The sequence below is a fragment of the Streptomyces sp. NPDC030809 genome, assembly GCF_055572195.1.
Map to the genome: position 1 here is coordinate 73,781 of NZ_JBVIDV010000014.1, position 20,260 is coordinate 94,040.

Annotated in this window: 17 protein-coding genes; 5 read left to right on the top strand and 12 right to left on the bottom strand. The window is 75.1% G+C overall.

Annotated features, from left to right (window positions below; genetic code table 11):
- Positions 1-52 precede the first annotated feature (52 nt).
- The gene (gene cobC / locus ACZ407_RS19675; RefSeq protein WP_468129824.1) at positions 53-1,498 is read left to right on the top strand and encodes an Rv2231c family pyridoxal phosphate-dependent protein CobC; all 1,446 of its coding nucleotides are present in this window, start codon (positions 53-55) and stop codon (positions 1,496-1,498) included.
- 385 nt (positions 1,499-1,883) lie between these two features.
- On the opposite strand, the gene ACZ407_RS19680 is transcribed toward cobC, so the two are convergent.
- From ACZ407_RS19680 to ACZ407_RS19725, 10 genes are all read right to left on the bottom strand, one after another.
- Positions 1,884-2,834: an SCO1860 family LAETG-anchored protein gene (locus tag ACZ407_RS19680; RefSeq protein ID WP_468129826.1), complete on the bottom strand. Its 951-nt coding sequence runs from the start codon at positions 2,832-2,834 to the stop codon at positions 1,884-1,886.
- A gap of 340 nt (positions 2,835-3,174) precedes the next feature.
- Positions 3,175-4,284 (bottom strand): amidohydrolase family protein, encoded by a 1,110-nt coding sequence (locus tag ACZ407_RS19685; protein ID WP_468129828.1) that lies wholly within the window; start codon positions 4,282-4,284, stop codon positions 3,175-3,177.
- A 33-nt stretch (positions 4,285-4,317) separates the two neighbouring features.
- Entirely contained in the window at positions 4,318-5,379 is a 1,062-nt protein-coding gene (locus ACZ407_RS19690; protein ID WP_468129830.1) for an aminotransferase class V-fold PLP-dependent enzyme, read from the bottom strand.
- A gap of 101 nt (positions 5,380-5,480) precedes the next feature.
- A complete protein-coding gene (locus ACZ407_RS19695; protein ID WP_468129832.1) occupies positions 5,481-6,182 on the bottom strand; it encodes a DsbA family oxidoreductase in 702 nt (233 codons plus the stop codon).
- 91 nt (positions 6,183-6,273) lie between these two features.
- A complete protein-coding gene (locus tag ACZ407_RS19700; protein WP_468129834.1) occupies positions 6,274-6,756 on the bottom strand; it encodes a GNAT family N-acetyltransferase in 483 nt (160 codons plus the stop codon).
- Positions 6,757-6,948: 192 nt separating this feature from the next.
- Positions 6,949-8,403, bottom strand: coding sequence for a peptidoglycan D,D-transpeptidase FtsI family protein (locus ACZ407_RS19705; protein ID WP_468129836.1), 1,455 nt, complete (start codon positions 8,401-8,403; stop codon positions 6,949-6,951).
- 62 nt (positions 8,404-8,465) lie between these two features.
- Complete coding sequence (locus tag ACZ407_RS19710) at positions 8,466-9,128, bottom strand: response regulator transcription factor (protein ID WP_468129838.1); 663 nt, start codon at positions 9,126-9,128, stop codon at positions 8,466-8,468.
- A complete protein-coding gene (locus tag ACZ407_RS19715; protein WP_468129840.1) occupies positions 9,125-10,636 on the bottom strand; it encodes a sensor histidine kinase in 1,512 nt (503 codons plus the stop codon). The genes ACZ407_RS19710 and ACZ407_RS19715 overlap by 4 nt, the downstream gene beginning before the upstream one ends.
- Positions 10,637-10,685: 49 nt before the next feature.
- The gene (locus tag ACZ407_RS19720; protein ID WP_468129842.1) at positions 10,686-11,660 is read right to left on the bottom strand and encodes a hypothetical protein; all 975 of its coding nucleotides are present in this window, start codon (positions 11,658-11,660) and stop codon (positions 10,686-10,688) included.
- A 223-nt stretch (positions 11,661-11,883) separates the two neighbouring features.
- On the bottom strand, positions 11,884-12,654 hold the full coding sequence (locus tag ACZ407_RS19725) for an IclR family transcriptional regulator (protein ID WP_468129844.1): 771 nt from the start codon (positions 12,652-12,654) through the stop codon (positions 11,884-11,886).
- A gap of 181 nt (positions 12,655-12,835) precedes the next feature.
- Here ACZ407_RS19725 and ACZ407_RS19730 point away from each other — a divergent pair, with 181 nt between their 5' ends.
- From ACZ407_RS19730 to ACZ407_RS19745, 4 genes are all read left to right on the top strand, one after another.
- On the top strand, positions 12,836-14,416 hold the full coding sequence (locus ACZ407_RS19730; RefSeq protein WP_468129846.1) for an aldehyde dehydrogenase family protein: 1,581 nt from the start codon (positions 12,836-12,838) through the stop codon (positions 14,414-14,416).
- Positions 14,417-14,731: 315 nt separating this feature from the next.
- Complete coding sequence (locus ACZ407_RS19735) at positions 14,732-14,953, top strand: hypothetical protein (RefSeq protein ID WP_468129848.1); 222 nt, start codon at positions 14,732-14,734, stop codon at positions 14,951-14,953.
- Positions 14,954-15,039: 86 nt separating this feature from the next.
- On the top strand, positions 15,040-16,299 hold the full coding sequence (locus ACZ407_RS19740; RefSeq protein WP_468129850.1) for a TerD family protein: 1,260 nt from the start codon (positions 15,040-15,042) through the stop codon (positions 16,297-16,299).
- A gap of 78 nt (positions 16,300-16,377) precedes the next feature.
- Complete coding sequence (locus tag ACZ407_RS19745; protein ID WP_468129852.1) at positions 16,378-16,560, top strand: hypothetical protein; 183 nt, start codon at positions 16,378-16,380, stop codon at positions 16,558-16,560.
- A gap of 109 nt (positions 16,561-16,669) precedes the next feature.
- On the opposite strand, the gene ACZ407_RS19750 is transcribed toward ACZ407_RS19745, so the two are convergent.
- The gene (locus tag ACZ407_RS19750) at positions 16,670-18,115 is read right to left on the bottom strand and encodes an alkaline phosphatase PhoX (protein WP_468129854.1); all 1,446 of its coding nucleotides are present in this window, start codon (positions 18,113-18,115) and stop codon (positions 16,670-16,672) included.
- A gap of 451 nt (positions 18,116-18,566) precedes the next feature.
- Complete coding sequence (locus ACZ407_RS19755; protein WP_468129856.1) at positions 18,567-20,048, bottom strand: hypothetical protein; 1,482 nt, start codon at positions 20,046-20,048, stop codon at positions 18,567-18,569.
- Between the last annotated feature and the right edge of the window lie 212 nt (positions 20,049-20,260).

The following is a 20,260-nucleotide window of genomic DNA, read 5'->3' on the forward strand; positions in this document are numbered from 1 at the left end:
ACTGGCGGGCTTTCGTGCACGCTGTTCCCCCCACGTTTTGAGAGGACCTGCATTGACCGGTCTCATATCCGGCGCGGCCGCGGCCCGCGTCGTCGTCGGTGTCGGTGCCCGCAGGGGCGTGTCCGCGGACGAGGTCTGCGCTCTGGTCGAGGACGCCCTGACCGGGGCGGGCCTGCCGTACAGCGCCGTCACGGCCCTGGCCACGGTGGAGGCCAAGGCCGGTGAGGCGGGCATCGTGGGGGCGGCGGAACGTTTCGGGGTGCCGCTGGTGACCTACGGGGCCGAGCGGCTGGCGGGGGTGGCCGTACCTCATCCGTCGGCCGCGGTCCGGGACGCCGCGGGCACCCCGTCGGTCGCGGAGGCCGCGGCGCTGGCGGCCGGCGGACGGCTGCTGGTGCCGAAGACCCGCTCGGCGGGGGCCACCTGCGCGGTGGCGCTGGCCCCGGCGGGGGCGCACGACCTGCGCCACCACGGGGACGCCGAGGTGCGCGGGCAGGCCGGGGCGGGGCTGGTGGACCTGGCCGTCAACGTACGGTCCGACACCCCGCCGGGCTGGCTGCGGCAGCGCATCGCCGGGTCGCTGGACGCGCTGGCCGCCTACCCGGACGGGCGGGCGGCGCGGGCGGCGGTGGCGGCCCGCCACGGGCTGCCGGTGGAGCGGGTGCTGCTGACGGCGGGGGCGGCCGAGGCCTTCGTCCTGCTGGCACGGGCCCTGCCGGTGCGGCGGCCGGTGGTCGTGCACCCGCAGTTCACGGAGCCGGAGGCGGCGCTGTGGGACGCGGGGCACACCGTGGAGCGGGTGCTGCTGCGGGAGCCGGACGGCTTCCGGCTGGATCCGGAGACGGTCCCGGAGGACGCGGATCTGGTGGTGGTCGGCAATCCCACGAACCCGACCTCGGTGCTGCATCCGGCGGAGCTGCTGGTGAAGCTGGCCCGGCCGGGGCGGTACCTGGTGGTCGACGAGGCCTTCATGGACGCGGTGCCGGGCGAACGGGAGGCACTGGCGGGCCGTACCGACGTGCCGGGTCTGGTGGTGCTGCGCAGCCTCACGAAGACCTGGGGGCTGGCGGGGCTGCGGATCGGCTACGTGCTCGCCGAGCCGGCGACGATCGCCGCGCTGGAGCGGGCGCAGCCGCTGTGGCCGGTCTCGACTCCGGCGCTGGCGGCGGCGGAGGCCTGTGTGTCGGAGCGGGCGCTCGCGGAGGCAGAGGCGGCGGCCCGGCAGATCGCGGTGGACCGGGCCCATCTGCTGGCCGGGCTGGCGGAGTTCGAGGAGATCCGGGCGGCGGGTCCGGCGGAGGGGCCGTTCGTCCTGATCCGGCTGGAGCACGCGGACGAGGTGCGGGAGCGGCTGCGGACGCTGGGTTTCGCGGTGCGGCGCGGGGACACGTTCCCCGGGCTGGGGCCGGACTGGCTGCGGCTGGCGGTGCGCGACCGCGCCACGACGGGCCGCTTCCTCCAGGCCCTGGACCGGGCCCTGACCCTCGCGGGGCGCTGACCTCCGCGGGGCGCTGACGCCTCTGGGCGCTGAGCCGGGGCAGGGGCGGGGGCGCTGACCCCCGCGCGGCGCTGACCCCCGCCGGGTTTCAGCCGGACCGGTGCTTCCGGCCGGGCCCGCACCCGGCGGGGCGCCGAGGCGCGGTCCGGCGGGGTCCTGCGTACGGCACGGGGAGGGCGCGCCGTCGCACGCCCTCCCCGCTCCCCCTCTGCCGGTCCCCGGGCCGGTGGCCCCCTTCGGGCCGGTCCCCCGACCGGTCACGCTCGGGCCGGTCCCCTTGACCGTCCCCCCTCGGGCCGGTCTCACCGGTCCCCCCTCGGGCCGGTTTCCCCTTTCCGGTCCCCCCTCGGGCCGGTTTCCCCTTTCCGGTCCCCCCTCGGGCCGGTCAGATGCCGCGGCGCCCCCGCCCGCGGGCCGTCAGGACCATCGCTCCGGCGCCCGAGCCGAGCAGCAGCAGCGCGCCGCCCGCGATGTACGGGGTGGTGGAGCTGCCGCCGGTCTCGGCGAGGTTGGCCTCGCCGCCGGACTGCGGCTTCATGCCGGTCTTCGCCGGCGGCTTCACGGCGGCGGGCTTCGGCTGGCTCGGCGTGGGCTCGGGGGTGGGCCGGGTGGCCGTGGGGGCCTTGCAGGAGGCCTGCGCGAGCACGACCTCGCCCTCGACCTCGGCGACGTTCAGCTTGAGCGGGTTGACCGAGACCCGCAGCCGCAGGGCGGTGGCCGCCGCGGTGCGCGAGCCGGTCTCGGTGGCGGAGAGTTCGAGGCTGACCTCGCCGACGGCGGGCACGGTCACCTTGGTGGTGCCGCCCGCGCTGAGCGTGACCTTCTTGCCGAGGACGGTGACGGCCCCGAGCACGTTCGACTCGGCCACCGGCCGCTTGCCCGCTTCGCAGACCGCCCGGGAGGTCACCTTCTCCACCTCGATGAGGGAGAGCAGGGGGAGGCCGGGCACGTGGATCTTCGCGCGGACGAGGTTGGCGTAGCCGGCGGCGCGCTTGCGGTCGGCGCTCGCGCGGGCGGTCGCGACGTCCGCGCGCAGCACCTGGAACGGGCGGCCCTGGTCCACGCCGTCCAGGCTGACGGAGAGTGCGGTCTTGCCGGCCGTCGCCGGGGCGCTGACCTCGTTCAGGGAGGCCTTGAGCGGGACGTGCACGGACTTGTTGAGCAGGCCGATGTCCAGTCCGGTGCGCAGTACGACGGCGTTCGCCTTCCCGTTCCCGCCGGTGGTGGCGTGCGCGGGAGCCGCGGCCAGCAGGGCGAGGGGGCCGGCAGCCAGGGCCGCGGCGGTCAGCGCGGCGGAGGTGCGGCGTGCGGGCAGGCGGGAGGTGTTGCTGTTCAAGGTGGTGGAACCCCCAACGAGTTATGGAGCCGGCGGCGACGCCAATGGGGGACATTGCGTGCGCTGCGGGCCTCGACCCGGGAATCTTTACGCACTGAGAGTGAACGGGCGGCAACCTGAGGTGAGTTCACTCCAAAGAGGGGTTTCCGCTCTCGCATTCGAATCGGTGGGCCCGTAGGTTCTCGGACACCCCACCTGTAACGGGCGGAGGCGGCGTACGCGGAGCGCACACCGCCTCCGGGGCAGGTCCGAGGGCGACGGAAACGAGCCACGCCGGGCCGGGGTAACGGCCTCGTCAACCGCGGCAGCGGTCCACCGGCCGCCGTCCGTCCGGGTGGGCTCAGGCGACGGGCCGCCCGTTCAGCACCACCCGGCGCGGGTCGGCCAGCACGTTCACGTCCTCCCGCGGGTCGGCGCCGTACACGACGAGGTCGGCGGGGGCGCCCTCCACGAGCCCGGGCCGGCCCAGCCACTCCCGGGCCCGCCAGGCCGTCGCCGACAGCGCGTCGAGGGCCGGCAGTCCGGCCTTCACCAGCTCCGCCACCTCGGCGGCGACCAGGCCGTGCGGCAGCGATCCCCCGGCGTCCGTGCCCACGAAGACCGGCACGCCGGCGTCGTACGCCGCCCGTACGGTGTCGTAGCGGCGCTCGTACAGCCGCCGCATGTGCGCCGACCAGCGCGGGAACTTCGACTCCCCGCCCTCGGCGAGCTTCGGGAAGGTGGCGATGTTCACGAGCGTCGGGACGATGGCCACCCCGCGCTCGGCGAACAGCGGGACGGTCTCCTCCGTCAGCCCGGTGGCGTGCTCGATGCAGTCGATGCCCGCCTCGACCAGGTCCCGCAGGGAGTCCTCGGCGAAGCAGTGGGCCGTGACCCGGGCCCCGAGCCGGTGGGCTTCCGCGATCGCCGCCTCCACCTCGGCGCGCGGCCAGCAGGCGGTCAGGTCCCCGGCGTCCCTGTCGATCCAGTCGCCGACGAGCTTGACCCAGCCGTCCCCGCGCTGCGCCTCGCGGGCCACGTGGGACACGAGGTCGGCCGGCTCGATCTCGTGGGCGTAGTTGCGGATGTACCGCCGGGTGCGGGCGATGTGGCGCCCGGCCCGGATCACCTTGGGGAGGTCCGGGCGGTCGTCGATCCAGCGGGTGTCGGAGGGGGAGCCCGCGTCGCGGATCAGCAGGGTGCCCGCGTCGCGGTCGGTGAGGGCCTGCTTCTCGCTCGTCGCCTCGTCCACCGGGCCGTGCCGGTCGAGGCCCACGTGGCAGTGGGCGTCGACCAGGCCCGGCAGGGCCCAGCCGGTCACCGTCACGGTCTCGCGGGCCGTCGCCGGGCGGGTGAACGAGACCCGCCCGCCCACGACCCACAGCTCGTCCCGGACCTCCTCGGGCCCGACGAGCACCCGCCCCTTCACGTGCAGCACGGCCTCGTCCGGCCGGTCAGCCTGTTCGCTCATGCCCGCACTGTACGCAGGGCCCGGCGGGGGGCGTCAGGCCCCCGAGAGGGCGTCCAGGAGCCGGTCCACCTCCGCCTCGGTGTTGTAGAGGTGGAAGGAGGCACGCAGCGATCCGGCGCGGGCGGCGGTGAGGATGCCCGCCTCGGCCAGGGCGGGCTGCCGGTCCGCCAGCCCCGGCACGGAGACGATCGGCGCACCGCCCGGGACGGGCCGGTGGCCCAGCTCGGCCAGCCCGGCCCGGTAGCGGGCGGCGAGTGCGGTGTTGTGGGCGTGGACGGCAGCGGTCCCGGCGCGGAGCAGGAGTTCGAGCGAGGGCTCGGCCGCGTGGTACGCGAGGAAGCCGGGGCTCTCGTCGAACCGCCGCGCGGTGCGCGCGAGTTCCGGCATGGGTCCGTACGTCGCGTCCCACATGGACGCGGCGGCCACCCAGCCGGCGTGCAGCGGGGCGAGGACCTCCTGCGCCTCCTCGGAGACGGTCAGGTAGGAGGCGCCGCGGGAGGCGAGCAGCCACTTGTAGCCGGCGGTGACGGTGTAGTCGTAGGGGGCGGCGTCGAAGGGCAGCCAGCCCGCGGCCTGGGTGGCGTCCACGAGCATGCGGGCTCCGCAGTCGGCCGTGGCCGCCCGGATCGCGGGCAGGTCCGCGGCCCGCCCGTCCGCGGACTGCACGGCGCTGAGGGCCACCAGGGCGGTGTCCCGGTCCACCGATTCGGCGAGGGATTCCAGGGCCGCGAACCTCAGCTTGAGGTCCCCGCGCATCACGAAGGGGTTGATCACGGAGGCGAACTCGCCCTCCGGGATCAGGACTTCGGCGCCCGGCGGCAGGGCGGCGGCGACCAGGGCGACATGGGTGGCGACCGCGGAGCCGAGCGAGACCCGGTCCGGGTGCACGCCGACGAGGCGGGCGAAGAGCGCACGGACCCGCTCGGTGCGCTCGAAGCTGCCGAAGCCGGCGCTCTCGCCGGCCCCGGCGGCCTCCGCCATCTCCCGTACCGCGTCCACCGCCCGGCGGGGCATGACCCCGCAGGTGGCGGTGTTCAGGTAGGTGGTCGTGGGCGCGAACTCCGCGCCGGTCAGTTCGGCAAGGGGAAGGTCCATGCGCCCACTCTGGGACCTCCCCCTCTCAAAGTCCATGGGCTATTTCTTTGCCCCGAATCCAAGTAATACTTATATCTGCTGGTCAGAGCGCAGACTGCTGCCTACGGGACCGGGCAGGCGCCTTCCGGCTCGCAGCCCTCGGCGGCCGCCGCCGACGGGCTCTCCTCGCGCCCCTGCCAGGCCTGCTCCAGCGCCTGCGTGAACACCTCGGCGGGCTGCCCGCCGGAGATCCCGAAGCGGCGGTCGAGCACGAAGAACGGCACGGCGTTGGCGCCGAGCGCCGCGGCCTCCCGCTCGTCCGCGCGCACCTCGTCGGCGTACGCGCCCTCGTCCGCGAGCACCGCCCGGGCCGCCGCCTCGTCCAGTCCGGCCTCGACGGCGAGGGCGATCAGCACCTCGGGGTCGAACACCGAACGCTCCTCGGCGAAGTTGGCGCGGTACGCGAGGTCGAGCAGGGCCTCCTGGCGACCGTGGGCGGCGGCCAGGTGCAGCAGCCGGTGGATGTCGAAGGTGTTGCCGTGGTCCCGGCCCTCGGTGCGGTAGTCCAGCCCCTCGGCGCGGGCGCTCTGCGCCACGTACTCCTCCATGCCGCGCGCCTCGTCGAGGGTGCGCCCGTACTTCTTCGCCAGCATGGCGAGCACGGGCCCGGTGTCCCCCTTCGGCCGGTGGGGGTCGAGCTCGAAGGACCGGTACACGACCTCCACCTCGTCCCGGTGCGCGAATCCGGCGAGCCCCTTCTCGAACCGGGCCTTGCCGATGTAGCACCAGGGGCAGGCGATGTCGCTCCAGATCTCGACGCGCATGGGGTTCTTCTCTCCGGTGGGTGGGGGGGACGGGACGGTGCGGAGGGATCGCCTCCGGGCACCGGGGAGCACAACGCGGGGGACGGGCGGGTCATTCCCCGAGCGGCGGGACGGCCAGCCACAGGACGCGGTGGGTGTGGCCGCGGGACCCGGGCCCGGCGGGGCGCCAGCCCTTGGCGGCGTAGAAGGCCTGGGCCCGCCGGTTGTGCTCGTAGACCTCCAGCCGGGCGCGGGCCACCCCGGCCCTGGACCAGAGCGCGACGCACACCGCGTGCAGCTCGGCACCTATCCCCTGGCGCCAGTGCGGCGGATCCACATGGAGCTGGGTGAGGGTCATCTCGCCGTCCACGACCCGGAAGGCGGCGACCCCGGCCACCTTGCCGCGGCGCTCGGCGCACAGCACGCTGCCGTCGCCGCGCTCGACCGCATGGGCCCACGCCTCCCGGGAGCGGGCGAGTTCCGCCTCGGCCTGGTAGGCCTCTTCGGGGATCCGGCCGCGGTAGTACGTGGCGCGCGCCCGGGTGTGGAGGGCGGCGATCTCGTCGAGGTCGGCGGGGTAGGCATTCCGGATCATGGAAGGGGAAACGCCCCGGGTACCCGAACGGTTCCCGGCGCGCCCCCGCCCCGCCCGGACCCCGATCGGCCCCCACCCGGACCCCGATCCGACCCCCGACCGGGGCCGGGCCGGGGTCGGGGCGGGGCGGGGCCGGGGCTAGACCAGGCATGGCCGAGGGGCGGGCGAGCGGCGGGCGAGGGGCGGCCGGGGCTACTTGCCGAGTGCCGCCGCCATCATCTTCTGGGCCACCGGGGCGGCCAGCCTGCCGCCGGCGATCTCCGAGCGGTCGGTGTCCGAGTTCTCGATCACCACGGCCACGGCCACCTGCTTGCCGCCCGCCTTGCCGTACGAGGTGAACCAGGCGTAGGGGTTGAGGCTGTTGTTCACGCCGCGCTGAGCGGTACCGGTCTTGCCGCCGACCTCGGCGCCGTCCACCTTTGCGGTGCCGCCGCCGCCCTCTTCGACCACGGTCCGCATGGCGTCGCGGATCTTCCCGGCGGTGTCCGCGCTCATGATCTCCTTGGACCCGGCGTCCTTGAAGCTCTCCAGCACGTTGCCGTCGGCGTCGGTGACCTCGGAGACCATGTGCGGGGCCACGAGCTTCCCGTCGTTCTCGACGGCCGCCGCCACCATCGCCATCTGCAGCGGGGTGGCCGTCACGTCGAACTGCCCGATGCCGGTCTGCGCCACCTGGTCCGGCGAGATCTTCTTCTTGGGGTAGTTGCTGGCCGTGGCCCGCACCGGGATGTCCTGCGCGGGGTCGTTGAAGCCGAACTTCTCGGCCATGGCCCGCATCTTGTCCTGGCCCAGCTTGTGCGCGAGGTTCGCGAACACGTTGTTGCAGGAGTACCGCAGGGCCGTGCGCAGCGAGGCGTTCTTGCAGGGGGCCGAGGCGCTCTCGTTCTTCAGCACGTACCTGGTACCCGGAAGGGTGTACGGGTCCGGGCTGTCGGTGGGCACGTCGATGGAGTCGTAGAGCCCGTCCTCCAGCGCCGCCGCCATGGTGACCAGCTTGAAGGTGGAGCCGGGGGCGACCGGCTGGCGCAGGGCCAGGTTGAGCATGGCCTTGCCGTTGTCGGCGGACAGCTCCTTCCAGGCCTGTCCGTCCTTCTTGGTGCCGCCGGTGATCCGGCCGGGGTCGTACGACGGGTTGACCACGACGCCCAGGACGGCCCCGGTCGCGGGATCCATGGCGACGGCCGCACCCGTCTTCCCCTTGAGCGCCGCGTAGCCGGCCTTCTGCACCGCGGGGTCGATGGTGGTCAGGACGTTGCCGGGTTCGGCCCGCTTGCCGGTGAGCACGTCGAGCGGGTTCTTCAGCCGGTTGTCCGAGCCGTCGAGCACCTTCTCGTACAGCTTCTCCAGCTGGTTCTTGCCGAAGACCTGCGAGCTGTAGCCGGTGACCGGCGCGTACAGCGGACCGTCGGTGTAGGTCCGCATGTACATGAAGTTGCCCTGGTCCACCTTCTTCGAGCCGGTGACCGCATTCCCTCCCACGATGATGTTCCCGAGCGGAGCCGAGTACCGCGCGATGGTCGTCCGCTTGTTGTTCTCGTCGTCTGCGAGGGCCTGGCCTTGGTACGCCTGGACCCAGGTGACCCGCACCAGCAGGGCGAGTACCAGGATCAGACAGAAGACCGACGCACGCCTGATCGTCTTGTTCATCCCCCTGGTAGACGCACGAGCCGCCCCGGGCGTTCCGGTCTGCCCCGGTTGTGGCGGTCTTCTCAGCTTTTCTTCATCATGAGTCCTCCTTCAAAGGCGGCGATGACCGCCTGGGTGCGGTCCCGCGACCCCGTCTTCGCGAGCACGGCCGCCACATGCGTCTTGACCGTCGCCGGGCCCACCCCGAGCCGCTCGCTGATCTCGTGGTTCGACAGCCCGCCCGCCATCAGGCGCAGGACGTCCGCCTCCCGGCCGGTGAGCCGGGCCGCCCAGGCGGGAGCGGCCGGCTCCCGGCGGGCGTGCTCCGCCGCGAGCGCCCGGACGGCGGCGGGGAAGAGGAGCGAGTCGCTGCGGGCGACCAGCCGCACCGCCGCGATCAGGTCCTCGGCCGCGGCCCGCTTGAGCAGGAACCCGGCGGCCCCGGCCCGCAGGGCCTCGTACACGTAGGCGTCGTTCTCGAAGGTGGTGACGACCACGATCCGCGGGGGCTCGGCCAGGCCGGCGAGGATCTGCCCGGTGGCCCGGATGCCGTCGATGCCGGGCATCCGCACGTCCATGAGCACGACGTCCGGCCGCAGCTCCCGGACCACGGACACCGCCTCGGCCCCGGTCTCCGCCTCCCCGACCACGTGCAGGTCCGGCTCGGCGTCGAGGATGACCCGCAGGGCGGTGCGCACCATCCGCTCGTCGTCGGCGATCACGATCCGCAGCGGAGTCCCGCTCATCGCCGGCCTCCCGGGGATCCGGAGAGGGGCAGGGTGGCCCGCAGCCGCCACCGCCCGTCGTGCTCCCCCGCCTCGGCCGTGCCGCCGAGCAGACCGGCCCGCTCCCGTATGCCCCGCAGCCCCCGTCCGCCGCCGTCCCGCCGTGCGGCCGGCGCCGCGGCGAGCGGGTTGTGCATCACGATCTCCAACTCTGCGCCCTCTCCCTTCGTACGCGTACCCGCCCGCTCCCCGGCCGCCGCCGGGTCCGGTCCGGCCCCGCGCGCCGTGATCCGCAGGACCACGGGTCCGGTGCCGTGCCGGAGGGCGTTGCTCAGCCCCTCCTGCACGATCCGGTAGGCCTCCCGCGACACCGTCTGCGGCAGGGCCGACCAGTCGCCGGGCACGGAGTCCACCTCGAACCCGCCCGCCCGGGTGCGCTCCAGCAGGCCGTCCAGGTCGGCCGCGAGGGTGGGGGCCGGCGCGGTGCCGGACCGGGCCTCGTCCCCGTCCCCGTCCCCGTCCCCGTCCCCGTCCCGCAGCAGCCCGAGGACGGTGTCCAGCTCCCCGACCGTGCGCCGGGTGGTCTCCTCGATGGCGGCCAGGGCCTCCCGGACGAAGGCGGTGTCCTTGTCCAGCACCCGGCGGGCCGCTCCGGCCTGGAGGGTGACCGCGCTGAGCGCGTGCCCCACCGAGTCGTGCAGCTCCCGGGCCAGCCGGTTGCGGACGGCGAGGTCCGCGGCCCGCTCCTCGGCGGCCGCCAGCCGGTCGGCCGGGGTCGGCCCGAGCAGCACCGGGGCCAGCCTGGCCAGGAGTTCCGCGCCCGCCGCGGCCAGCGCGGCCAGCCCCACCAGGACGGCCAGCCCGGTCACCGGCGCGGCGACCAGTCCGGCGCCGGACTGGAACCAGGGGGCGTCGAGCACCTGCGCCTTCCGCAGCGCCGGCCAGAACGGCAGCACCAGGAGCACCAGCGCCATCGGCGGTACGGCCAGACTCAGCGCGCTGACCAGGGCCCCCACTCCCAGGTGGAGGGTCCACCAGCCCGCGGCCCGCACCCGGGCCGCCCCCGACCGGGCCGACCCCTCCGCCAGCCGCTCCCCCGGTACGGCGCACATGGCCCGCACCGAGGCCACCGACATCGGCCGCACCAGGGGGGACAGTCCGGTGACCGCGATCAACGGCAGGGCCAGGGCGTAGGAGCCGAGCATCAGCGGGAACGAGGCGAATGCATTGCGGCCGCCCGCCATCAGGCCGACCAGGGTGCCCGTGAGGAGGAAGTACGGCATGAGCAGGGCGCCGCCGAGCACGAGGTGCACCCAGCCCAGCCGGGCCCGGCGCCCGGCCAGGCGGCCGACGCCCCGCCGCAGGCCTTCCGGCACGCCGTCCCGCAAGCCGTCCCGGAGACCGTCGTTCAAGCCGTCCCGGACGTCATTCAAGCCCTCCCGGATGCCGTCCCGCGACGCTTCCCGCAGGCCTTCGCCTACGCCTGCGCGCACGCCGTCCCCTCCGCCGCTGCCCACGCTCTCCCCCATGTCCCCCGCGCCCCCTGCGCTTCCCCACGCCCTCCCGGGCCAGCGGGGCTCACGCGGGCCGGCGGCCCACGAGGTACCCGGTCAGGACCGCCGCCACGAGCCCGCCGGTGATCATCTGGCCAGCGTAGGCGAACACCAGGGCGGTGGGGGTCTGCTCGGAGGGGTCGAAGACGAGGACCACGGCGGCGATCAGCAGCCAGGCGCCCCAGCAGGCCGTGGCCGAGGAGCCGACCCACGTGAGGGCCAGGGGTATGCGCGCTCCCGTCCGCCCGCCGCGGGCGAGTATGAGCGCACCGGCGACGGCGGCGAGGGTGCACAGGGCATGCACCCCGTGCATCATCCGCGCCGTGCCCGTGTCCGCGCCCACCGAGCTGCCGGCCAGGCCGGCGCTCCCGCCGCAGGCCCAGTAGAGGTGCGCGCCCGCCACGGCCGCGCCGGCGAGGGCGGCCGCGCCGGTCGTGAACCGCACCGCGCCCGGCATCCGGGCGCCGAGGGCGCCCTGCCAGTACCCGCCCCAGCGCTCGCGGGCGTACGGCACGAACAGTCCGGCCAGCGCGAGGGCCTGGAGGATGAAGCCGGTGTAGACGACGTTGAACACCCAGGGTTCGAGGAAGGGTCTCGCGTGCTCAGGGGTCCCGGCCGCGCCCGCCGCCCGTATGAGCAGCTGCCCCGGGAACCCGATCATGATCGGTGTCAGCAGGCCGGTGGCCACGTAGACCGGCACGGTCAGCAGCCAGGCCCGCACCCGCATCCCCCACGGCCGGGTGAGCAGGAGCACGAGCACGGCCAGGGTGGCGTCCATCGCGAGGGTGGCCGCATTGGCGAGGGTGAGGGCCGGCCCGGCATCCCGCAGGACGCTGCCCTCGGGGATGCCGAGAGTGCTGCCCGCCAGCCAGGCCGTCTTCAGCACGAGGTAGGGGACGGTGGCGAGGAGGGCAACGGCCCGCAGGGCCCGCCGCCGGGGTCCGAGGGCGCTGCCCGGAGCGGCAACACCCGGAAGGAGAGGAGAGGTTCGCGTGTTCATGCCTCCACGATCCCGGCCCGTCCCGCCCGCCACCTCCCCCGCAACGGTGATCCGCCTCCCCCGCCCGGGGGAGACGCCCACCCCCTTCACGGGGGAGACGCCCGCCCCGTCACGGGGGAGAGGCCCGCCCCTGCACGGGAGAGGCCCGCCCCTGCACGGGGAGGGGCCCACTCCTGCACGGGGAGAGGCCCACTCCTGCACAGGGAGAGGCCCGGCCGCCGTCTCACAGCCTCCGCGTCGCCAGCGTCAGCCGGTCCCGGGCGTCGAAGAGGGCCGCCTTGATGACCTGTTCGTGCCCCGGCGTCAGCCGGGCCACCGGCACCGAGCAGCTGATCGCGTCCCGGGCCGGGGTCCGGTACGGCACGGCCACCCCGAAGCAGCGCAGCCCGAGGGTGTTCTCCTCGCGGTCCACCGCATAGCCCTGCTCCCGCACGAGCGCCAGTTCCTCGATCAGCACCTCGCGGTCGGTGATGGTGTGCTCGGTGACCGGTTCCAGCCGCTCCGGCAGCAGTTCGCGCACCTGCTCGTCGGAATGCGTGGCCAGCAGGGCCTTCCCCAGGGCCGTCGAGTACGCGGGCAGCCGCCGGCCGACCCGCGTGAACGGGCGCAGGAAGTGCTGGGACTGGCGGGTGGCCAGGTACACCACGCTCGTGCCGTCCAGCCGGGCCAGGTGGATGGTCTCCGTGGTGTCGTCCGAGAGCCGGTCGAGGGTGGGGCGGGCGGCCGCGACCACCTCGTCCCCGTCGATGTACGAGCTGCCGACGAGCAGGGCCCGCACCCCGATCCCGTACCGGGTGCCGGTGGCGTCCGTCTCCACCCAGCCGAGGTCGACCAGGGTGCGCAGCAGCATGTAGAGGCTGGACTTGGGGTAGCCGATCGCCTCCTGTATCTCGGCCAGGCTGTGCAGGCCCGGGCGGGCCGCGCACCACTCCAGCAACTCGACCGTCCGCACGGCGGACTTGACCGGTGCCGCCCCTGACTCGGCTGTAGCCATCGCCTCTTGCCCCTCTTGTCACGCGTCCGGAGCGGAAATAGAGTCCGCACCAGAGCCGATCATTCACCTATACGAACCGCGTTCAGAATACTGAACGAGCTTGTGGCGGGCCGAGAGGGATCCGGGCCAATTCGGCGGGCCCGGGCCGGCCGGGCCGGGCAGACCCAGGAGGCAGTGGGCCATGGCAGCAGCACCAGTCTGGAGTGTGGACCCCCGCACCGGGAAGCAGCGCGAGCAGGTTGCGGCGGAGGCCACACCCCAGGCGGTGGACGCGGCGGTGCGCGGGGCCCATGCGGCCCGCGCCGCCCTCGCCGACCGCACCGTCCGCATCGCCTTCCTGCGCGCCGCGGCCGACCTGCTCGACGCCTCGGCGGCGGCCGTGGTGGAGACCGCCGACGCCGAGACGGCCCTCGGCGCCGCCCGCCTGACCGGCGAGCTCGGCCGCACCACGTACCAGCTGCGGGCCTTCGCCGACCTCGTCGAGGAGGGCGGCTACCTCGACATCCGGATCGACCGCGCCGACCCCTCCCTGACCCCGCCCCGCCCCGAGCTGCGCCGCTACAAGGTGCCGCTGGGCGTGGTGGCCGTGTACGCGGCCTCCAACTTCCCGCTCGCCTTCTCGGTGCCCGGCGGGGACACCGCGAGCGCCCTCGCCGCCGGCTGCCCGGTGGTGGTCAAGGCGCACCCCGACCACCCGGCCACCTCCGAGCTGTGCGCCGCGCTGCTGCGCCGGGCCGCGGTGCAGACGGGGCTGCCCGAGGAGACCGTCGCGGTGGTGCACGGCTTCGACGCCGGGCTGGAGCTGATCCGGCACCCGCTGGTGACCGCGGCCGGGTTCACCGGCTCCATCCGCGGCGGGCGCGCCCTCTTCGACGCGGCCGCCGCCCGCCCGGTGCCCATCCCCTTCCACGGCGAACTCGGCTCCCTCAACCCGGTCGTGGTCACCGGCGCGGCCGCCGCGGAGCGCGCGGAGGAGATCGGCACCGGCCTCGCGGGCGCCATGACCCTCGGCGTGGGCCAGTTCTGCGTGAAGCCGGGCCTGGTGCTGGTGCCGGAGGGCCCCGACGGCGACCGGGTGACCGAGGCGCTCGCCAAGTCCCTGGCCGGCACCGCCCCCGGGGTCCTGCTGGACCACCGGATGCGGGACAACTTCCTGGCCGGCGTACGGGACCGGGCCGCGCTCCCGGACGTCACCGCGCCGGTCGCCCCGGGGCCCGGCACGGCCACCGGGTCCGGCGAGGGCTCCGGCGGGGGGACGCAGGCGGGGGCGGAGCACACCGTCGCGGCCGGCTTCCTCCAGGTGCCGGCCCGCCACCTGGCCGCTCCCGGAAGCGCGTACGAGCTGCTGCTGGAGGAGTGCTTCGGGCCGGTCACCGTCGTCGCGCGGTACGCCGGCCAGGAGGAGGCGGCCGCGGTGCTCGGGCGGCTGCCCGGCAACCTCAGCGCCACCCTCCAGCTCTCCGCCGCCGAAGCGGCGGGTGCGCCGGGGCCGGCGGCGGAGCTGATCGCGCAGGCGGCCTCGCTGGCGGGGCGGGTCCTCGTCAACGGCTGGCCGACCGGCGTGGCCGTCGCCCCCGCCCAGCACCACGGCGGGCCGTACCCGGCCGCCACCTCGCACTCCACGTCGGTGGGCGGGACGGCGATCGAGCGGTGGCTGCGGCCGGTGGCGTACCAGTCGGTGCCGGACGCACTGCTGCCGGCGGAGCTGCGCGAGGCGAACCCGCTGGGGCTGCCGCGGCGGGTGGACGGCGTGGCGGGCTGAGCCGGGAGCTGCGGGGGCTGTGGGTCCCGGCCTGAGCCTGCGGGGGCCCGGGCGGCGCGGGCGGGCCCATGGGGGTCACAGCCGGGTCCTGCGCGGCCGAGCCGGGCGGGCCGGGGGCGGGCGGGCCGGGCGGGCGGGCCGGGCGGGCGGGCCGGGCGGGCGGGCGGGCCGGGCGGCCCTGCGGGGCGTTCCCCACCCGCCCCCTCCCCGTCTCCCGGGGCTCCGTCCCCGGCCGCGCCTCAAACTCCGGCGAGGCTTGAACTGTCCGGCGAAATCCCGTTGCTCTCGCAGCGGGCGCCCGGGCAGACTCGCGCCGTGCCGAGACCTTTTGGATTCACGTATGAGCAGCGCGGCGACGGAAGTGTCGTCATCACCCACCGCGGACGGGCCGCGGGCACCCTCCGGGGGGCCCGGGCCGAGAAGTTCCTCGCCGAGGCGGAGGCGGGTGACGAGCAGCTGGTGATGGCCCGCTGGACGGGCGCGTACAAGTTCGGCAACGAGCGGACCGCCCGGAACCACCCGCGCAACCGGGGCTGAGCCCGCGCCGCCCGGCCGCGGCCCGCCGCGGCCTCAATTCCCGACGGGTAAGGGAACGGCAAAGGCATCCCGGTCGTTCTCCGGGCATGACCGCAATGACCCCTGGTTCGAACCTGCCGCTGAACACCGTCCGCGTGACGGTGGACGTGGCCGCTCCGGTACGGCTCGACGTGTCCGGGCTGCTCCTCGCCGCGAACGGCAAGGTGCGCTCCGACGACGACTTCATCTTCTACAACCAGCCGTCGGGTCCGGGCGTCAGCTACCGGTCCGGCGGCGGGGCCGCGCCCGACGCGATCACCGTGGACACGGCCGCCGTCCCGCCGGGCATCGAGAAGATCGTCGTCACGGCCAGCCCGGACGCCGCGGGGCAGACCTTCCAGGGCATCGAGCCCACCGCCACCGTGCGCAACGCGGACACCGGCAGCGTGATCGCCACCTTCACCCCGCCGCAGCTCGGTTCCGAGACCGCGCTCGTCGTGGTCGAGGTCTACCTGCGCGGCGGGGTCTGGAAGGTCCGCGCCGTGGGCCAGGGGTACTCGAACGGGCTCGCGGGCATCGCCACCGACTTCGGGGTCTCCGTGGACGAGGAGCCGGCCGCCGCCACCGCCCCGGCCCCGGTCGCCGCACCTCCCGCGCCTCCCGCCCCGCCGGCTCCCCCGCAGCCCGGCGCATGGCCGTCCGCCCCCGCGGCCGCCACCACCCAGGTGCCCCCGGCCCCGCCCGCCCCGCCCGCGGCCCCGGCTGCCCCGGCTGCCCCGGCGGCGAGCGGCAAGATCAACCTGGACAAGGGCCGGGTCAACCTCCAGAAGAACCAGACCGTCTCCCTCGTCAAGGGCGGCCGGCCGCTGCTCTCGCAGGTCAAGATGGGTCTGGGCTGGGAGCCCGCGTTCCGCGGCAAGGACATCGACCTCGACGCGTCGGTCATCGCGTACGGCCCGCAGCGCAACCACCTGGACAGCTGCTACTTCGGCAGGCTGTCCATCCTGGGCGGCGCGATCAAGCATTCCGGCGACAACCTGACCGGCGAGGGCGCCGGGGACGACGAGGTGATCGTGGTCGACCTCGGGCGGCTGCCCGCCGAGGCCACCGGGCTCGTCTTCACCGTCAACTCGTTCTCGGGCCAGAAGTTCACCGAGGTGGCCAAGGCCTACTGCCGCCTCATCGACGCCGCCAGCGGGGAGGAGCTGGTCCGCTTCGACCTCACGACCGCCGAGCCGCAGACCGGGGTCATGATGGCCAAGCTGATCAAGCAGTTCTCGGGCGAATGGGAGATGACGGCCATGGGCGAGTTTGTGAAGTCCCGCACAGTGCGGGGCATGGTCAAGCCTGCTGCGCAGGCACTTTGACGGAAGGGGCGGGCCGAGGTGACACATTCGAGCGAAATTCGAGGGTCGTTGTCAGTGCCCGCCCCTAACCTGGATCCCATGTACGACACACTCATCCCCGCGGGCCCCGCGCGTCCTTCCGCCGCAGAGGCGAACGACGCGATACGGCTGCTCGTCGAGAACCTCGCGGGGGACGAGTGGCCGGCCGAGGCCTACGAGTTCCTGCTGGAGGAGTGGGCCGCGGCCTCACGCGCGGAGGCCGCGGCGGCGGAGCTCTGCTGACGGGCGCGGCGCTCCGGCGACGGCGGGACGGACCGCGACCGGACGGGGTGCGGCCGGACGGGCTGCGACCGACGAGGGGCTGTCGGCAGCGCCCCCGCCGGCCGGCCTGCTAGCGCTTGCGGCGCCAGGGTCCGGTGATGGCGAGCAGGATGCCCGGCTCCTGGATGTTGGCGAAGAGGGTCCGCCCGTCGGGGGCGAAGCAGACCCCGGTGAACTCCGAGTACTCGGGCTCCTCGGCGGTGCCGATGTTCAGCTCGTTGCGCGCCAGCGGGTAGGTGCGGCCGCTCTCCGTCGCACCGAAGAGGTGCTGGAGGCCGGAGCCGTCCTCGGCGATGACCAGGCCGCCGTAAGGCGAGACGGTGATGTTGTCGGGGCCGTCGTAGCCCCCGTCCGCGGACGGGTCGGCGTTCACCCCGAGCAGCACCGTCAGCCGGATCGTGCGCCGCTTCGGGTCGTAGAACCAGACCTGCCCGTCGTGCGCCGCGCCCGGGCTCTCCTCGCGCGCGTACGAGGAGACGAAGTACGCCCCGCCGTCCGCCCACCACATGCCCTCCAGCTTGCGGGCCCGGGTGACCGCCCCCTCCGCGAACTGCTTGCGGACCGGGACCGTACGGGCGTCCCGGTCCGGTACGTCGGTCCAGTCCACCCCGTAGACGGTGCCGATCCGGGTGGCCCGGGACAGGTCGTCCACGAACCGGCCGGCGCTGTCGAAGCACTTGGCGGCCTGGAGGACGCCCGCGTCGTCGGCGAGGGTGCGCAGCCGGCCCCGGCCGTGGCGGAAGTCCTGCGGCGGCACCCAGCGGTAGAGCAGGCCGTTCGGGCCCGAGGCGTCCTCGGTCAGGTACGCGTGCCCGCGCTTGGGGTCGATGACCACGGCCTCGTGGGCGTAGCGGCCGAAGGCCTTGACGGGCCGGGGGTCCTGGTTCGCGCGGCGGTCGTGCGGGTCCACCTCGAAGACGTAGCCGTGGTCCTTGGTCATGCCGTTCCTGCCCGCGAGGTCCTCGTTCTCCTCGCAGGTCAGCCAGGTGCCCCAGGGGGTGGTGCCGCCTGCGCAGTTGGTCGAGGTGCCGGCGATGCCCACCCACTCCGCGACCTCGCCGCCGGGGCGGAGCTCGACGACCGTGCAGCCGCCCGCGGCCGCCGGGTCGTAGACGAGCCCCTCGGTGAGGGGCACCGGGCGGGCCCAGGAGGAGCGCTTGCCCTTCAGCTCGTGGTTGTTGACGAGGAGGGTGACCCCGCGGTGGCCCTCGAAGGCGGCGGTCCCGTCGTGCTTCTCGGGGGTGGGCTCCCCGGATTCGAGCGTGGTGACCCCGCTGTGGGTGAGCACGCGGTACGAGAATCCCGCGGGCAGGGCGAGGATGCCGGCCGGGTCCGGGACCAGCGGGCCGTAGCCCGGCTCGCAGTCCCTGCCGGGCGCGGTGCCGCCGGGCGCCGTGCCGTCGTCGGCGGCCAGGGCTCCGGGGGCCGTGGCGAGTGCCGCGACGGTGCCGGTGAGGGCGAGGCCGGTGCCCGCGGCGGCGGTGCGGGCGGTGAATTCTCGGCGGCTGAGCGGCATCGGTGCTCCTTGTGGGGACGCGTGCGCGTGGCGGGGGAACCCCCGGCGGTGCGCGGGGCGGACGGCGGCCAGGCTTCCGCCCGCGTCTGAACACCGACTGAACTCCCCGCAAAGACCACCGACTTCCTGCTTCCCCGGCCGCGGCCCGCCGCCACCCCGGCCCCGGGTGCCCCCCGGCCTGCCCCGGCCCCGCCCGTCACGGGCACCACGTCCGGCCCCGCCCCGCCCCGGCCCCCCGGCCGCACGCCCGTCCCCGGCCCGGCCCACCGCACGTCCCGGCGCTCCGGCCGGCCCACCGGCCACGCCTGCCCACACGCCCCGCCCAGACCCAGTCCGGCCCGGCCCACCGGCCGCGCCTGGCCGCACGCCCTGCCGTTCGCCGGGCCGCCGGCGGCCCCTGGCTCGCGGTCGGGTGGGCGCGCGCCAGCGTGCAGGGCGGGGAGGGGCCGCGTCAGCCCTGCTGGGAGCGGGCCTTGAAGGCCGCCTTGCGGGCTTCCTTGGCCGTCTTCCTGTCGGGGTGGAGGCGGCCCATGGCCTCCAGGACCTCGGCGGTGGCCGGGTGGGGGACCCGCCAGACGGCGTCGAAGAACCCGCTGTGCCCTTCCGTCAGGCCTGCCATCAGGGCCGCCAGGCCCTCGGTCTCGCCGTCGGCGGCGAGCTGGGCGGCGATGGTGTCCACGGTGAGCCAGAAGACCATGGCCTGGTCGGGCACCGGCACGTCGGCGGCGCCGCGCTCGGCCAGCCAGACGCGGGCCAGCCCGCCCAGTTCGTGGTCGTCGAGCACCGCGCGGACCGCCGGTTCGGCCGCCTCGTCGGCGAGCGCCAGCGCCTGCTGGCAGCGCAGCCGGCGCAGCGGCCCGCCGGCGTCCCCGCCCCGGGCGGCGGCGAGGAGCTCGGCAGCGGCGCCGGGCACGTCCCGGCGGGCGAGCCACTGCTCGATCTCCGCCTGGGCGGTGTCCTCGGAGAAGTACGAGACGGCGTCGAGCAGCGCGTCGGCGCCCTTGTCGGCCCAGTCCCCGACCGCCGGGGCCTCCACCCCGGCCTCCAGCATCCGGGCGCGTACGCCGAACAGGCCCAGCGGGGTGAGCCGTACGAGCCCGTACCGGGAGACGTCCTCGGGGTCGGCGTGGTCGGCGGCCTCCGCGGCCGCGCCGGCCACCTCCGCCTCCTCGACCTCGGCCATCAGCGCCTCGTCGACCGGCCGGTACTCCACCAGTCCGATCGGCTCCAGCTGCCGGAACTGGTCGTCGAGGCGCATCATCGCGTCGGAGACCTGCTCCAGCACCTCGTCGCTCGGGTCGGCCATGTCCTCGGGGACGATCATCGAGGCGGCGAGCACCGGCAGCGGGACCGGCCCGTCCGCCGCCCCGCCCTCGGAGACGGTCAGCAGGTAGAGGTTGGCGAGTACGGCGTCCAGGAAGTCCGCCTCGCGCTGCGGGTCCCAGTCCAGCTGCCCGAAGTCGATCTCGCCGCCCGCGTCGAGGGCGTCCACGAGGTCGTCGAGGTCCGGCACGGCCGCATCGGCGAGCACGGTGTCCAGCGCGGACAGCCACAGGTCGAGCACGTCGGCCGGGGAGCCGCCGGTGACCAGCCCGAGGTCCTCGCCCTGGACCACGGTGCCGCCGGTGTCCGTGTCGGCACCGGTGTCCTCGGCCTCCTCGGTCACCTCGACGAGGCCGGTGTCCACGGCGATCCGCCAGGCCTCGCTCGCGTACGCGCGGCCGTCCTCGTCGTCTGCGAGGCCGATCTGCCCCGCCGCCGCGGGCAGCTGCTCGTCGACGAGTTCGCCTCCGGCGCCGACCCGCGTGGCGGGCCCGGCCCAGCGGGCGAGCCGCACCGCGCGGGCGAGCAGCGGCGTCGCCAGGGCGTCGCGGGCCAGCTCCGCCTCGGAGTGCAGCCGCACCGGCGGCAGCGTGGGGCGCTCAGCGGACATCGGGGGTTTCTCCTCGTCGCGGTGGGGCGTTCGGGGTCCGGACGCCGTGTGGGAAAGGCCACGGCGGGGCCCAGCGTAGACGGCATTTCACCGCATCCCGACCCGTTCACCGGACCGTCAGCCGCCGTCTTCCCTGAGGCTCTTGACAACGTGCCTGGTCACACAAGACATTGACGCGCGTAGATCCCACACACGGATCCACCACCACTCCG